The organism is Streptomyces sp. ITFR-21 (assembly GCF_031844685.1).
Taxonomy (GTDB): Bacteria; Actinomycetota; Actinomycetes; order Streptomycetales; family Streptomycetaceae; genus Actinacidiphila.
Genome location: NZ_CP134605.1, coordinates 1,815,690 through 1,830,695 on the forward strand (window position 1 = coordinate 1,815,690; position 15,006 = coordinate 1,830,695).

10 protein-coding genes and 2 pseudogenes are annotated in these 15,006 nt (G+C 71.0%); 1 reads left to right on the plus strand and 11 read right to left on the minus strand.

Annotated features, from left to right (window positions below; translation table 11 throughout):
• Window positions 1–80 precede the first annotated feature (80 nt).
• Window positions 81–2,006 carry a TIGR03960 family B12-binding radical SAM protein gene (locus tag RLT57_RS08060; protein WP_311296678.1) on the plus strand — a complete coding sequence of 642 codons (1,926 nt, stop codon included), beginning with the start codon at window positions 81–83 and terminating at the stop codon, window positions 2,004–2,006.
• A gap of 65 nt (window positions 2,007–2,071) precedes the next feature.
• Here the strand turns inward: RLT57_RS08060 and RLT57_RS08065 are convergent, their stop codons facing one another.
• The 11 genes and pseudogenes from RLT57_RS08065 to folC form a co-directional block, all read right to left on the minus strand.
• Window positions 2,072–3,763 carry a hypothetical protein gene (locus RLT57_RS08065; protein ID WP_311296679.1) on the minus strand — a complete coding sequence of 564 codons (1,692 nt, stop codon included), beginning with the start codon at window positions 3,761–3,763 and terminating at the stop codon, window positions 2,072–2,074.
• Window positions 3,764–4,104: 341 nt separating this feature from the next.
• Window positions 4,105–5,647: pseudogene (locus tag RLT57_RS08070) on the minus strand (glycosyl hydrolase family 28-related protein); the annotation flags it as partial.
• A gap of 81 nt (window positions 5,648–5,728) precedes the next feature.
• Window positions 5,729–5,989: pseudogene (locus RLT57_RS33285) on the minus strand (CYTH domain-containing protein); the annotation flags it as partial.
• Between the two features lie 115 nt (window positions 5,990–6,104).
• Window positions 6,105–7,301 carry a rod shape-determining protein RodA gene (gene rodA, locus RLT57_RS08075; protein ID WP_311296680.1) on the minus strand — a complete coding sequence of 399 codons (1,197 nt, stop codon included), beginning with the start codon at window positions 7,299–7,301 and terminating at the stop codon, window positions 6,105–6,107.
• Complete coding sequence (gene mrdA, locus RLT57_RS08080; RefSeq protein WP_311296681.1) at window positions 7,298–9,532, minus strand: penicillin-binding protein 2; 2,235 nt, start codon at window positions 9,530–9,532, stop codon at window positions 7,298–7,300. The genes rodA and mrdA overlap by 4 nt, the downstream gene beginning before the upstream one ends.
• Window position 9,533: 1 nt before the next feature.
• Entirely contained in the window at window positions 9,534–10,196 is a 663-nt protein-coding gene (gene mreD / locus RLT57_RS08085; protein WP_311296682.1) for a rod shape-determining protein MreD, read from the minus strand.
• A gap of 4 nt (window positions 10,197–10,200) precedes the next feature.
• The gene (gene mreC / locus RLT57_RS08090; RefSeq protein ID WP_311296683.1) at window positions 10,201–11,229 is read right to left on the minus strand and encodes a rod shape-determining protein MreC; all 1,029 of its coding nucleotides are present in this window, start codon (window positions 11,227–11,229) and stop codon (window positions 10,201–10,203) included.
• Between the two features lie 147 nt (window positions 11,230–11,376).
• A complete protein-coding gene (locus RLT57_RS08095; RefSeq protein WP_311300627.1) occupies window positions 11,377–12,402 on the minus strand; it encodes a rod shape-determining protein in 1,026 nt (341 codons plus the stop codon).
• A gap of 215 nt (window positions 12,403–12,617) precedes the next feature.
• Complete coding sequence (gene ndk, locus RLT57_RS08100) at window positions 12,618–13,031, minus strand: nucleoside-diphosphate kinase (protein ID WP_311296684.1); 414 nt, start codon at window positions 13,029–13,031, stop codon at window positions 12,618–12,620.
• A gap of 57 nt (window positions 13,032–13,088) precedes the next feature.
• Window positions 13,089–13,424: a DUF4233 domain-containing protein gene (locus RLT57_RS08105; RefSeq protein ID WP_311296685.1), complete on the minus strand. Its 336-nt coding sequence runs from the start codon at window positions 13,422–13,424 to the stop codon at window positions 13,089–13,091.
• A 71-nt stretch (window positions 13,425–13,495) separates the two neighbouring features.
• On the minus strand, window positions 13,496–14,932 hold the full coding sequence (gene folC / locus RLT57_RS08110; protein WP_311300628.1) for a bifunctional tetrahydrofolate synthase/dihydrofolate synthase: 1,437 nt from the start codon (window positions 14,930–14,932) through the stop codon (window positions 13,496–13,498).
• Between the last annotated feature and the right edge of the window lie 74 nt (window positions 14,933–15,006).

The window sequence follows — 15,006 nt, forward strand, 5'->3', positions numbered from 1 at the left end:
GTACCGTTGAGGGTCATCCTCTGCCGGGTCCCGACCGGGCCGCCCGAGAGTCCCCCCGCCCGCTGATGAAAGTCGCCGAGATGCCTGTCGAGTCGGTCTTCCCGCGCCTGGAACCGCTGCTCCCGCACGTACAGAAGCCGATCCAGTACGTGGGCGGGGAGCTGAACTCCACCGTCAAGGAGTGGGACGCCGCAGACGTGCGCTGGGCCCTGATGTACCCCGACGCGTACGAGGTGGGACTGCCCAACCAGGGCGTCATGATCCTCTACGAGGTGCTCAACGAGCAGCAGGGCGTGCTCGCCGAGCGCACGTACAGCGTCTGGCCGGACCTCGAGGCGCTGATGCGCGAGCACGGCGTACCCCAGTTCACCGTGGACGCCCACCGGCCGGTGCGAGCCTTCGACGTGTTCGGCCTCAGCTTCTCCACCGAGCTCGGCTACACCAACATGCTCACCGCGCTGGACCTCGCCGGCATCCCGCTGAACGCGGCGGACCGCACCACCGACGACCCGATCGTGCTGGCCGGCGGGCACGCCGCCTTCAACCCCGAGCCGATCGCCGACTTCATCGACGCGGCCGTGATCGGCGACGGCGAGCAGGCCGTCCTGACCGTCACCGGGCTCGTCCGCGCCTGGAAGGCCGAGGGCCGTCCGGGCGGCCGGGACGAACTGCTGCTGCGGCTGGCGCGGACCGGCGGGGTGTACGTGCCCCGCTTCTACGACGTCGAGTACCTCGACGACGGCCGCATCTCCCGGGTGGTGCCGAACCGCTCCGGCGTGCCGTGGCGGGTGTCCAAGCACACCGTCATGGACCTCGACGAGTGGCCGTACCCCAAGCAGCCGCTGGTCCCGCTCGCCGAGACCGTGCACGAACGCATGTCGGTGGAGATCTTCCGCGGCTGCACCCGCGGCTGCCGCTTCTGCCAGGCCGGCATGATCACCCGGCCGGTGCGCGAGCGCTCCATCACCGGCATCGGCGAGATGGTCGAGGCGGGTCTGAAGGCCACCGGGTTCGAGGAGGTCGGCCTGCTGTCGCTGTCGTCCGCCGACCACAGCGAGATCGCCGACATCGCCAAAGGGCTGGCCGACCGCTACGAGGCGGACAAGATCGGCCTGTCGCTGCCCTCCACCCGCGTCGACGCCTTCAACATCGACCTCGCCAACGAACTCACCCGCAACGGGCGCCGCTCCGGCCTCACCTTCGCCCCCGAGGGCGGCTCCGAGCGGATCCGCAAGGTCATCAACAAGATGGTCTCCGAAGAGGACCTGATCCGTACCGTCGCCACCGCGTACGGCAACGGCTGGCGGCAGGTCAAGCTCTACTTCATGTGCGGCCTGCCCACCGAGACCGACGAGGACGTCCTGCAGATCGCCGAGATGGCCAGGCGGGTCATCGCCAAGGGCCGCGAGGTCACCGGCCAGAACGACATCCGCTGCACGGTCTCCATCGGCGGCTTCGTCCCCAAGCCGCACACGCCCTTCCAGTGGGCCCCGCAGCTCGGCGTGGAAGAGACCGACGCGCGGCTGGCGAAACTGCGCGACGCGATCCGCGACGACAAGAAGTACGGCCGCAACATCGGCTTCCGCTACCACGACGGCAAGCCCGGCATCATCGAGGGCCTGCTGTCGCGCGGCGACCGCCGGGTCGGCGCGGTGATCCGCGCGGTCTACGAGGACGGCGGCCGCTTCGACGGCTGGCGCGAGCACTTCTCCTACGACCGCTGGATGCGCGCGTGCGCCGCCGCCCTCCCGGCCACCGGCCCGGACCTCGCCTGGTACACCACCCGCGAGCGCACCGCCGAGGAGGTCCTCCCCTGGGACCACCTCGACTCCGGCCTCGACAAGGACTGGCTCTGGGCCGACTGGCAGGACGCCCTCGACGAGACCGAGGTCGACGACTGCCGCTGGACCCCCTGCTTCGACTGCGGGGTGTGCCCGCAGTTCGACACGTGGCCACAAGTAGGCCCTACCGGCAAGAAACTCCTGCCGCTGACCGTCGTCAAGTAGCCGGCGGGCGCACGGCCCCCGGAAGCGGACGGCTTCCGGGGGCCGGGGGTACGGGGCGCCGCGGGTTACGGGGTGACCGTCAGGGTCACCGGGCCGCCGGGGAGGGGCTGGGTGGCGGTGCCGTAGGGGTAGTCGTAGGCGGCGGTTCTGCGGGCCTGGTCCTGGAGGAGGACGCCGACGGTGTAGGTGCCGGGGGTGAAGTCCCAGGGGAGGGTGAAGTAGACGGTCAGGGGGCCGCTGAAGGTCAGCGGGAGGCCGCCGGAGGAGATCGGGACGAGGGTGCCGGCCGCGTCCTTGAGGACGAGGTCGTAGCCGTTGACACCCGCGGTGGAGGCGGCGACGTCCAGGGTGAGCGCGATCTGGGTGGCGTGGTCGTCCGCCGCCACGGTGGCCGGGGTGAGGGTGGCGGCGCCGTCCAGTGTCGGCGGGACGGTGTCGGGGGTGTTGGTGAGCGTCGCGCTCACCGGCGGGGCGCCGTAGGCGTCGCCGTAGACCGCCTGGTCGCCTTGGCCGTCGGTGACGACCAGTCCGCTCACGCCGCAGGAGAACAGGCCGGGCAGCGCCCGTACCGGCACCGACAGGGAGCCGTCCGCGGCGACGGTGGGCGTGGTGGACAGTTGCAGGCAGCCGGAGTTGGGGCTCCAGTCGGTGATCCGCACCGAACTGACGCCGTCCCGGGCGCCGTACGCGCGCAGCGTGAGCGCCGAGGTCTGGATGGTGCGCTGCCAGCTGTCGACCTGGCCGGGGGCGAAGGCGATGGAGTCGGCGCTCAGTACGGCGTTCGACGTGACGTGCACGGGCACCTCGGACAGCCCGGTGTACGCGTGGGTGGTCCCGGCGTTGCTGGTCAGGTCGACCTCGGTGACCGTCCAGTCTCCTTCCTCGGCGCCGGCCGGCAGCGGCACGGTCACCCGGCAGCTCAGCAGCTGGTGCTGGAGCCAGTCGATGTAGCCGCAGCCCTGGTAGCCCTCGCTCCAGTCCCAGCCGATGGAGAAGCCGCCGGTGGCGGTCTGCCCGGACGGGCCGCGGACCGTGATCCGGCCGCTGTGGACGCCGGAGTAGCCCTCCTGGCTGTCCAGGGTGTAGCGCAGTGCGGCGCCCTGCTGGTCGGCGTACACGCTCGCCCCGGTGCCGGACAGCGCGACGGCGTCCAGGCTCGGGTATCCGCTGTCGGGGGTGGTGACGGCGGTGAAGGTGCGCGGGAAGGCCGACAGTCGGGGTGCCGTCAGGTCGGCGCTGCCGCCGGCCCCGTCGGAGCCGGTGAGTTCGGAGACGGCCCAGGTGGTGTGGCGGGTGGCGCCGTACTGCGGTACGGCGACGGTCCATGTGTACGTGGTGGCCGCCGGGGTGCCGCCGGGCAGGGCGGCCACGCTGCCGTCGAGGGATCCGTCCGTGGAGTAGGACGCGGCGAGTTCGGTGCCGAGGTAGCCGCCGGTGGCCGTGGACAGCCGGCGCAGGTGGACCTCGCCGCCGAACCCGGAGGCGGCGGCGTTGGACGACCGCATGGTCCAGCGGAGCGTGGCCGTGGCGCTGCCGGACCTGGCGTCCACCGTCCGCCGCTCGAACGACAGCGCCGTGACGGTCAGGCCGCCGCTCCCGGCGGCCGGTCGGCCGTGGCCGGCCGGTCCCGTGTGCCTGCCGTGCGCGGTCGGTCCCGCGGGTCCGCCGTGGCCGGCCGCCGCGGCGGGCAGTACGCCCGTCCAGCCGAGTGCCGCCACGACCGCCGCGATCACCAGGGATTTTCCGCTTCTTCTCATGGCCCCCCCGAGGAGATGCCGGCCCGCCCTGGTGGGCGCGCCGCGCCGGGTGACCATATCCCCGTGCCAAAGGCCCCGGCACACCGTTTTCCGGGGGCCCTTGGTGGGCTCCTGTTGAGCTCTGACTGAGCTCTGACTAGGCCCTGACCTGACCCCGAGGCGTGCGGGAGTGCGCCCTGGGGACGGGGGACGACGGCCGGCGCGGGCGGGGGACGACGGCCAGCGCGGGCGCGGCGGGAATGGGGTGCCCCCGGTGCGGAGTTCCGGGGGCGCCGTTCGGGTGGTGCGGGACCGGCCGGCCGCGGCCGCGGCCGTTGCGGGTCGGCCGGTTCCGTGCCGGGTTACGAGCCCGGGGTGCCGGTGATGGTGAAGCCGGAGCCGGGTTCGATGAGGACGCTGCCCTCGGCCGAGTTGGTCACGGTCACGTTTGTCAGCGTCGCGCTGCCGCGTGCGCCGCCCTGAGCCCGGATGCCCGCGCCGTTGTTGGACTTGTCGATCTTCACGTTGGTGACCGCGACGCCCGGCACGTTGCCGCCGCCGGTCTTGAACTGGATGCCGTCGTAGGTGGAGTCGTAGATGTCGGTGTCCCGGATGGTGACGCCCGTGATGTCGCGGCTGGACGGGAACAGGGTGATCGCGCCGAACTTCTGCTGCTCGCCCCAGAAGACGCCGCCACCGCGGTAGATCCCGTTGTTGGCGATCAGGGTGGTGCCGGAGAAGGGCAGCGGGTCGTGGTCGGTGGCCAGCATGACGGCCGGGTAGTTCATCGTGTCGTAGACGAGGTTGTTCTCGATCGTGTTGCCGTAGCCGCCGTAGACGGCCAGGGCGTTGGCCCGCCAGGGCAGTTGAATGGTGTTGTTGACGAAGTGGTTGTCGTAGCCGACGTCGACGGAGGTGTCCTTCACGTAGCGGTTGGCCCAGACCGCCAGCGAGTCGTCGCCCGTGGTGCGGAAGGAGGAGTTGCAGACCTTGGAATCGCGGGTGCCGTTGACGAGGTTGATGCCGTCGGCGTAGGTGTCGCGGATCCGCATTCCGCTGAACTCCAGCCCGTCGGCCGGTCCCCACAGGGCGGGGATGTTGTCGTAGTCGCGGCCGACCCGGACGGCGACGTTGGCGTGCTCGATCCGCACGTTGCTGATCTTGGTGTGCTGGCCGAACCGGCCGTTGAGGCCCACGCCGCCCTCGGCGTTGCCGTCGCCGCCGCGGATCCGGCCGGAGCCGAAGACGGCGATGTCGGAGATCTGGGTGTTGTCGTCGATGTCGAAGCCGAAGTTGCCCTCGTGCGGGTGGTTGATGCCGCCCACCGCGTTCTGCGGCTCGGTCAGCGTGTAGAGCTGCGAGTACCACATGCCGGCGCCGCGGATCGTGACGTTGCTGATGCCCACCTGGTTGTGCTGGCCCCGGTTGAGCGGGTCGTCGGTGAGGATCTTCTTCTCCTGCCGCCACTGGCCCGGCGGGATCCACACGCAGGCGATGACGCCGTTCTGGTCGTCGGTCACCGCCCGCTGGATGGCGGCGGTGTCCTCGATGCCGTCGTCGGGCACGGCGCCGTAGGCGGTGATCGAGGTGCACTCGGCGGGCTTGGCCGCCGGGGGCGCCACCTGCTCCAGGTCGATCAGGTCGATGATGTAGAAGGCGGCCGTGTCACCGGCGTCACGTTGCAGGCGGAACTTGCTGCCGGCCGGATACGTCGTCGACAGCAGCGCGTTGGACTTGTCGAACAGCCGCCGCGCGTCGGTCTGGGGGGGTGTTGGTGAGGGCCTCGGGGCCGTCGGTGTTGCCGTACAGCCAGCTGTGCCGGGAGGAGAGGGTCAGCTTGCGGACAAAAATGTTGTTGACGTAGAGGCTGATGGTGGCGTCGATGCCGCCGCCGCTCAGGGCGTCCAGCGGACGGCCCCTGACCAGCGCCGCGACCTCGGACCGCAGCTCCGCCGACGGCATGCCGGTGCCGGTGCCGAGCGGGACGTGCACCTCGGTGCGGGTGTCGGCGCGGGCGGTGGGGAGCTTGAGGTGCCAGCCCGCGTCCTGCCCGCCGGTACGCCGCCGCAGGGTCGTCCGGTGGGCGGCCAGTGCCAGGCCCGGCGTGTCGTGGTAGACCGCGTCGAGCCGGCCGGGATCCGGGCGCCGCACCTCGGCGACGCCGGGCACCCCGGCCAGCTCGGGCGCCGCCTGCCCGGCGGTGGTCTCGTACGTGCGTTCGGTCTCAGCCAGCCGTACACCCGTCAAGGGACCGTAAGCGCAGGCCGGGCCGGGAGCAATGGCGGCGGCCCGGACCGCCGGTCAACCGGGTGCGGTCCGGGCCGCGGACCGGCACGGGATCCGGTACGCGATCCGGTCGGCCCTACGCCGACATCGACCGTTTCATCTTCACCGACTGCAGCAGCCCTATGGCGATGAAGTTCGCGAACATCGACGACCCGCCGTAGGAGACGAACGGCAGGGGGATACCGGCCACCGGCATGATCCCCAGCGTCATCCCGATGTTCTCGAAGGACTGGAACGAGAACCACGCCACGATGCCGGCCGCCACGATCGTGCCGTACAGGTCGGTGGCGTTGCGGGCGATCGAGCAGGCCCGCCACAGGATGACGCCGATCAGGCCGACGATGACGACCGCGCCGACGAAGCCCAGCTCCTCGCCGGCCACCGAGAAGACGAAGTCGGTCTGCTGCTCGGGCACGAACTGGCCGGTGGTCTGGCTGCCGTGGAACAGGCCCTTGCCCAGCAGCCCGCCGGAGCCGATGGCGATCCGGGCCTGGCTGGTGTTGTAGCCGACCCCGGCCGGGTCGAGCGCGGGGTTGGCGAACGCCGCGAACCGGTCGATCTGGTACTTGTCCAGGATGCCGAGCTGCCAGACCAGCAGCGCCCCGGCGATGCCGGTGGCGATCAGGCCGAACACCCAGCGGGCGGACGCGCCGGAGGCCAGCAGCACGCCGAGCACGATCGCGGCCAGCACCATCACCGAGCCGAGGTCCGGCATCATCATGATGATCGCCACCGGCAGCGCGACCAGGCCCAGCGACTGGAGCACCGTGCGGTGGTCGGGATGCAGTTTGTCGCCCGCGTCGACCCGGGCGGACAGCACCATGGCCATACCGATGATGATGGCGACCTTGACGAACTCCGACGGCTGGATCGAGAAGCCGCCGCCGATGACGATCCAGGAGTGGGCGCCGTTGACGGTCGAGCCCAGCGGGCTCAGCACCGCGAGGATGCCCAGGACCGACAGGACGTAGAAGAACGGCACGATGGTCCGCATGCGGTGGTGGCCTATGGCCATCGCACCGATGGCCAGGCCCAGGCCGATGCCGGCGTTCATCACATGGCGGATCAGAAAGTAGTACTGGTCGCCGTGGGTGAGGTTGGTCCGGTTCCGGGTCGCCGAGTAGACCAGCAGCGTGCCGATGCCGCACAGCACGAAGGTGGACAGCAGCAGCACCCAGTCCATCCGGCGGACCACCGAGTCCCGCGCGAAGAGCTTGGCGAGGGTGGACTTCTCCGGGCTGAACCGGCGGACCGCGTAGGTGTTGACGCTCATGTCCGGGACTTCCTGCCGTACAGCAGCCGTTCGGCGCGGGTCGGGGCGAGAGCGGCGGGCACCGGCCCCGGGCCGTCCGCGGTGCGCGGCCCGTCCCCGGCGGTCAGCACCGCGTCCGAGGCGCCGACGACGTAGGACGCCTGCTGGACCACTCCGCCGTCCGGGGAGATCCGCGGCAGCGCGGTCACCGGCCTGGGCATGATGCCCTTGCTCGAATCGATCGCCGTGCCGTCCTTCTGGATGCCGTACATCGCCTCGTAGATCCGGCGGACCGCGGTACCGGCGCCGCCGGAACCCGTGCCGGCCTGCGAGATCGTCATCACGATCGTGTAGTCCTTGGTGTACGTGGTCAGCCAGGAGGTGGTCTGCTTGCCGGAGACCTCGGCGGTACCGGTCTTGGCGTGCAGGGTGATCTTGTCCTGCGGCCAGTTGAGGAACTTCCAGTTGGCCGTACCACCGGTGATCACGCCCGCGGTGGCCTCGTCGATGTCCTTGATCGTCTGCGCGCTGTCCGGCAGCCTGCCGACCGCCTTCGGCCTGATCGGCGTGACGGTCCTGCCGTCGGGGCTCACCACGGCCTTCCCTATGGTCGGCTGGTAGAGGGTGCCGCCGTTGCCGAGCGCCGCGTAGATCCGGGCCATCTGGATCGGGGTGACCAGCGTGTCGCCCTGGCCGATCGCGTAGTTGACCGAGTCACCGGCCCGCAGCACGTAGCCGTCGGTGCAGTTCTCCCGGGCGATCTCGGTGGCCAGGTCGTGCTTCTTGCTGGTCTTCTTGACCTTGCACCAGTAGTCCTTGTTGGCGTCGAAGTAGTCCTGCTTCCACTGCCGGTCCGGCACCCGGCCGGTGACCTCGCCGGGCAGGTCCACGTCGGTCTTGGCGCCGAGGCCGAACTGGTGGGCGGTCTTGTAGAACCAGTCCTTGGGATGCTGGGGGTCGGTGCCCCCGTCCTTCTGCCACTCCTGGTACGCGATGCCGTAGAAGACGGTGTCGCAGGAGACCTCCAGCGCCCGGCCGAGGGAGATGTCGCCGAAGCTCTCGCCCTCGAAGTTCTTGAAGAGCTGGTCGCCGATGGTCATCGACGCGGTGCAGGGATAGCCGCCGTCCATCGGGTAGCCGGCGTTGACGGCCGCCGAGGTGGACACCACCTTGAAGGTCGAGCCGGGGGCGGACTGGCCCTGGATCGCCCGGTTCAGCAGCGGGTAGTTGGACGTGGTGTCGGTCAGCTGCTTGTAGTCCTTCGCGGAGATGCCGCCGACCCAGGCGTTCGGGTCGTACGTCGGCGCGCTCGCCATGGCGATGATCCGGCCGGTGTGGTTGTCCATCACCACGGCCGCGCCGGAGTCGGCCTTGTAGTTCTCGTGGGTGATGGTGTCGTAGGTCTTGCGGGCCTCCTTCATCGCGTCGTCGAGCTGCCGCTCGGTGACCGCCTGGACCTTGGCGTCGATGCTGGTGACCAGGGTGTCGCCGGGAACGGCCGGGGTGTCGCCGGCCTTGCCGATGACCCGGCCGCGGTTGTCCACCTCGTAGCGGGTGACCCCGGCCTTGCCGCGCAGCTGGGTGTCGTACGAGCGCTCCAGCCCGGAGCGGCCGATCTGGTCCGAGCGCAGCAGCGGGGCGGCGGTCTTCTCCGATGCGGTCAGCTCGTCGTCGGTGACCGGCGAGAGGTAGCCGAGCACCTGCGCGGTGTTGGCCTTGTCCGGGGACGGGTAGCGGCGTACGGCGGTGGGTTCGGCGGTGATGCCGGGGAAGGACTCGCGCCGCTCCATGATCTGCAGGGCCTGCTGGGTGGTGGCCTCGTCGGTGATCGGGATCGGCTGGTACGGCGAGCCGTTCCAACAGGGCTGCGGGGTCTGCGCGTCGCACAGCCGCACCTTGTCGGTCACGTCCTCGGGGGCCATGCCGAGCACTCCGGCGAGCCGGGTCAGCACGGCCTTGCCGTCGTCGCTCTGCTTGAGCAGGTCGGTACGGCTGGCGGAGACCACCAGGCGGGTCTCGTTGTCGGCGAGCGGCACCCCGTGGTCGTCGAGGATCGCGCCGCGCACGGCGGGCGTGACGACCTGCTGGATGTGGTTGCTCGCGGCCTTCTCGTCGTACTCCTGGCCGTTGCGGATCTGCAGGTACCACAGCCGGCCGCCGAGGGTGAGCAGCAGCGACAGGGTGAGGATCTGCAGGATGACCAGGCGGATGGTGACCCGGGTGGTCCTGCCGGTGTCGGGAATGTTGCTCACGTCAGCGTCGCGCTCCCCTGGCCGGCGAATTGACCTTCACCATCCGGCCGACCCGGCCGAACCGGCCGCGCTGCGAGCCTGGTCCGACCCTGATCGCGCGCGTCCGGCCGCGACCGCCGCCCAGACCGCCGAAGCCGCCGACCGGGTCCTCGGCGAGCGGGTCGTTGTCGAACCGGCGGGCCAGTGCCATCACCAGCGGGACGGCGAAGGGCGCGAGCAGCAGGTCGTACAGCGTGGCGGTGAACACCAGCTTGGCCAGGCCGACATGGGCGCCCGCCTGGTCGCCGACGAGACCGCCGACGCCCGCGTAGAGCAGCGTGGTGCCGATCGCGGCGCCGACCACGACCATCATCGGCCCGGCGGCGGTGCGCAGTTGGCCGCTCTCCGGTCTGGCGAGGCCGGCCAGGTAGCCGATCACGCACAGCACCAGGGCGTAGCGGCCGACCGCGTGGTCGGCCGGTGGCGCGATGTCGGCGAGCAGCCCGGCGAAGAAGCCGACCAGGGAACCGCCGACATGGCCGTAGGTGAGGGCCAGGCCGAGCACGGTCAGCAGCAGCAGGTCGGGTACCGCGCCCGGCAGGTGCAGCCGGGCCAGCACGCTGACCTGGGCGACCATGGCGATGACCACCAGGACGGTGGAGAGCACAATCCGTTTGAGACGCATGGGGTCAGCCCCCGCTGGAGTTCGTCGGGGTGGATCCGTTGCCGAGCGTGGTGTTGTAGTCCGGTACGGCGTCGGCGGGCGGCGTGGTGCCGGACGGCGTGCCGCCGGGCGGACCGGACGGCGTGCCGCCCGGTTTCGCCGTGTTCCGGGGCCGGGCGGTGGCCGGCGGGGTGGGCCGGGGCGGCAGCACGCTGTCGCGCGGGTCGGTCCGCGGGCCCACCACGACCACGCCGACGATGTCCAGCCTGGTGAAGCTGACGAACGGCTGGACCTGCACGGTCTTGGTGAGGTTGCCGCCGGACGGGTCGATGCCCACGATCCGGCCGACCGGCACGCCCGCCACGAACGGCTTGCCGGCCTCGGAGCCGAAGGTGACCAGCCGGTCGCCGTCGTGCACGTTGGCCTTGCCGTTGAGCAGCTGCACCCGCATCGGCCGGTTGCCCTGGCCGGTGGCGAAGCCCAGTTCCATGGACTTCTCCAGCCGGGTGCCGACGGTGAAGTCCGGGTCGTTGGCGAGCAGCACGGTGGAGGTGGAGGCTCCCACGGTGGTGACCCGGCCGACCAGTCCGTCGCCGTTGATGACGGTCATGTCCCGGGCGACGCCGTCGTCGCTGCCCGCGTCGATGGTGACCGTCCAGGAGAAGCCCTGGGCGGCTCCTATCGCGATGACCTGCGCGCCCTTGATGGTGTACCGGCCGGCGCCGGCCGTCCCGAGCATCCTGTCCAGCTCGGCGGCCCGGTTGCGGGTGATGTCCTTGCTGCCGAGCTGCTGCTTGAGCGCCGCGTTCTCCCGCTCCAGGCGGCTGATGGTGCCGTTGCGGTCGCCGGAGTGCTTCACCGCGTCCATGGCGTTGCCCACCGGGTCGACGGCGCCGGCGACGGCGTTCTCCACCGGGCCGAAGGCGGACTGCGCCGCCTGCCGGGGCCGGTCAAGGGGTGAGTTCTCACCGCCCCGGATATCCACGGTGATCAGCGCGAACGCGACCACCACCAGCAGTACCAGCAGCAGCCGGCTCTCCTTTGTGTCCCTCACGGGCGCCAGTCCGTGCCTTCCTCGTCGGACCCGCCGCCGCTGGGGGCACGGCCGGTCGGAACTAGTGTGCGTGTACGGCCGGTGGGGCGACGCGGGTCCGGCGCCCGGTCCGGCGGGGGTCGGCCGCGGGGCGTCGTCCGCGGGAGGTCATCTGCGGGGAGCGGCGTCGAGCACCTGCTGGAGCGCCTCGAACTCCTCGACGCACTTGCCGGCGCCGAGCGCCACGCAGTCCAGCGGGGACTCGGCGATGTGGATCGGCATGCCCGTCTCGTGCCGCAGCCGCTCGTCCAGGCCGCGGAGCAGGGCGCCGCCGCCGGCGAGCACGATGCCGCGGTCCATGATGTCGCCGGACAGTTCCGGCGGGCACTTGTCCAGGGTGGTCTTGACCGCGTCCACGATCGCGTTGACCGGTTCCTCGATGGCCTTGCGGACCTCGCCGGCCGAGATGACCACGGTCTTGGGGAGTCCGCTGACCAGGTCGCGGCCGCGGATCTCGGTGTGCTCCTCCTGCTTCGGCCGGGAGTCGAAGGCGGAGCCGATGGTCAGCTTGATCTGCTCGGCCGTGCGCTCGCCGAGCAGCAGGCTGTACTCCTTCTTGATGTGCTGGATGATCGCGTTGTCCAACTCGTCGCCGGCCACCCGGATGGACTGGGCGGTGACGATACCGCCGAGGCTGATCACCGCGACCTCGGTGGTGCCGCCGCCGATGTCCACCACCATGTTGCCGGTGGCCTCGTGCACGGGGAGCCCGGCGCCGATCGCGGCGGCCATCGGCTCCTCGATGATGTGCACGGTACGGGCGCCGGCCTGGGTGGCGGCCTCGATCACCGCGCGGCGCTCCACGCCGGTGATGCCCGACGGCACGCACACCACGACCCGCGGGCGGACCATGTAGCGGCGGCGGTGGATTTTCAGGATGAAGTGGCGCAGCATGCGCTCGGTGATCTCGAAGTCGGCGATCACACCGTCTTTCAGCGGCCGGACCGCCACGATGTTGCCCGGGGTGCGGCCGATCATCTTCTTCGCCTCGGAGCCGACCGCGAGGATGCCACCGGTGTTGGTGTTGACCGCCACGACTGACGGCTCGTTCAGGACGATCCCGCGGCCCCTGACGTACACCAGCGTGTTGGCGGTCCCGAGGTCGACAGCCATATCACGGCCGATGAACGACATGTTGTTCGCCATGTGGATACGTCTGGCCTTCCCGAGCTTGAGCGGAGATTCCATCGTAGTCGCGCCCGACCGGGCACACGGTCGGGGTGCCGACGTCATCGAGGGTTCCGACGTCATTGTCATCAGAACACACAGCGGACCTCGGTAATGGTGACGCCGTGTCGGAGTGATTGGTTCCCGATGGCCCTCGGCACATGCCCGGCCGGGACGGGTGGCTAGGCCAGACCGGGGAAGAAGAGTTTGATCTCGCGTTCGGCGGACTGCTCGGAGTCCGAGGCGTGCACCAGGTTCTCCCGCACGACGGTGCCGAAATCCCCCCGGATGGAGCCGGGTGCCGCGGCGATCGGGTCGGTCGGTCCGGCCAGCGCGCGCACGCCCTCGACCACCCGCTCGCCCTCGACGACCAGCGCGACGGTGGGACCCGACGCCATGAAACCCATCAGGGGTTCGTAGAACGGCTTGCCAACGTGCTCGGCGTAATGCTGTTCCAGGGTGGCTCGGTCCAGGGTGCGCAGTTCCAGCGCACCGATCGTCCATCCGGCCTTGCGTTCGATGCGGCTGAGGAGTTCACCGATCAGACCGCGGCGAACGGCGTCCGGCTTGAAAAGGACGAGGGTGCGCTGGGACACGATACGGCTCCTGAGGCGTAAGACACGTGCGGGTGTGCGTACGGGCGAGCCTATCCGTCACGCGGCGGGGGCCGTATGGCGGGCCCGGATCTCGTCGATCTTGCGGCCGTAGTGGATCGACGCCCACCACAGGGCGGCGAAGATCACCCCGAGGACGAACATCGTACCGACCACGAAGCCGCTCGCGATCAGGCCGATCTGCAGCGCCCAGCCGACCGCCAGCGCTCCCGGCCGGGTGACGGCGCCGCACAGCAGCACGCACAGCGCCATGGCAGCGCCGCACACCGCCCACACCGTGCCCTGGGACAGGTCGGGGTGCTTCATCGCGACCAGTCCGGCGAAGCCGATGACGAAGAACTCGCCGATCAGCGTGCTCGAACACAGTGTCCGCATGGCCTGGGCCCCTTCTTCTCACGTTGCACTATCGGTCGCTGCCCGGTGTTGCCGCGCGTTGCCGCGGCCCGTCACGGCCGCTTGCGGCCCAGCAGCAGCCGGGCTTCGCCGACGGTGACGACCGACCCGGTGACCAGTACGCCGGCCCCGGCGTACTCGCCCTCGTCCTCCGCCAGGGTGATGGCCGCCTCCAGCGCGTCGTCCAACCGCGGCTCGACCTGCACCCGGTCGCCGCCGAACACCTCGACGGCGAGGGCCGCCAGCGCGTCCACGTCCATCGAGCGCGGCGTGGAGTTGCGGGTGACGACGACTTCGGCGAAGACCGGTTCGAACGCCTCCAGCAGGCCGCGGACGTCCTTGTCGCCGCTGGGGGCGACGACGCCCACCAGGTGGCTGAAGGCGAAGGCCTCGCCGACGGCGGCGGCCGCGGCCAGCGCGCCGCCCGGGTTGTGCGCGGCGTCCAGCACCACGGTGGGGCTGCGGCGGATTACTTCGAGCCGGCCGGGCGAGGTGACCGCGGCGAACGCGGCCCGCACGGTGTCCATGTCCAGGGTCCGCCGGTGCAGCCGGCCGATGCCGAAGAACGCCTCGACGGCGGCCAGCGCGAGGGCCGCGTTGTGCGCCTGGTGCTCGCCGTGCAGCGGCAGGAAGACCTGCCCGTACTCACCGCCGAGGCCGCGCAGCGTCAGCAACTGGCCGCCGACGGCGACCTCGCGGTGCAGCACGCCGAACTCCAGGCCCTCCCTGGCCACCGTGGCGCCGGTCCCGGCGGCCCGCTCCAGCAGCACCTTCGCCGCGTCGGCGGGCTGCTGGGCGAGGACCGCGGTGGCGTCCTTCTTGATGATCCCGGCCTTCTCCAGCGCGATGGCGGCGGTGCTGTCGCCGAGCAGCCGGGTGTGGTCCAGCGAGATCGGGGTGACCACGGCGACCTGGCCGTCGACCACGTTGGTGGCGTCCCAGGTGCCGCCGAGGCCCACCTCGACCACGGCCACGTCCACCGGCGCGTCGGCGAAGGCCGCGAGGGCCATACCGGTGAGCACCTCGAAGAAGGACAGCCGGTACGGCTGGCTGCCGTCGACCAGGCCGAGGTAGGGCTGGAGGTCGCGGTAGGTCTCGATGAAGCGCTCGGCGCTGATCGGGGTGCCGTCCAGGCTGATCCGCTCGGTGACGGACTGGACGTGCGGGCTGGTGTAGCGGCCGGTGCGCAACGCGAAGGCGAGCAGCAGCCGTTCGATCATCCGGGCGGTACTGGTCTTGCCGTTGGTACCGGTGATGTGGATCGCCGGGTACGCGCGCTGCGGGTCGCCGAGGACGTCCATCAGCGCGGTGATCCGGTCGAGCGACGGTTCCAGCCGCGTCTCGGGCCAGCGGTCGAGCAGCTCCTGCTCGACCGCACGCAGCTCCCGGTCGAGCGCGGGGTCCGCGGGCCGGGACGGCACGTCGTCCTCGGGCGCGGCCGGGGCGACCTGGGTGCGCAGGGTGCGGCTGCCCGCCTCGATGACGGCCATGTCGGCCTCGCGGAGCGGCTCCCCGGCGCTCTCGCCACCGACGTCGCCGCCGTCGCCGGCCGGGTGACGGGCGG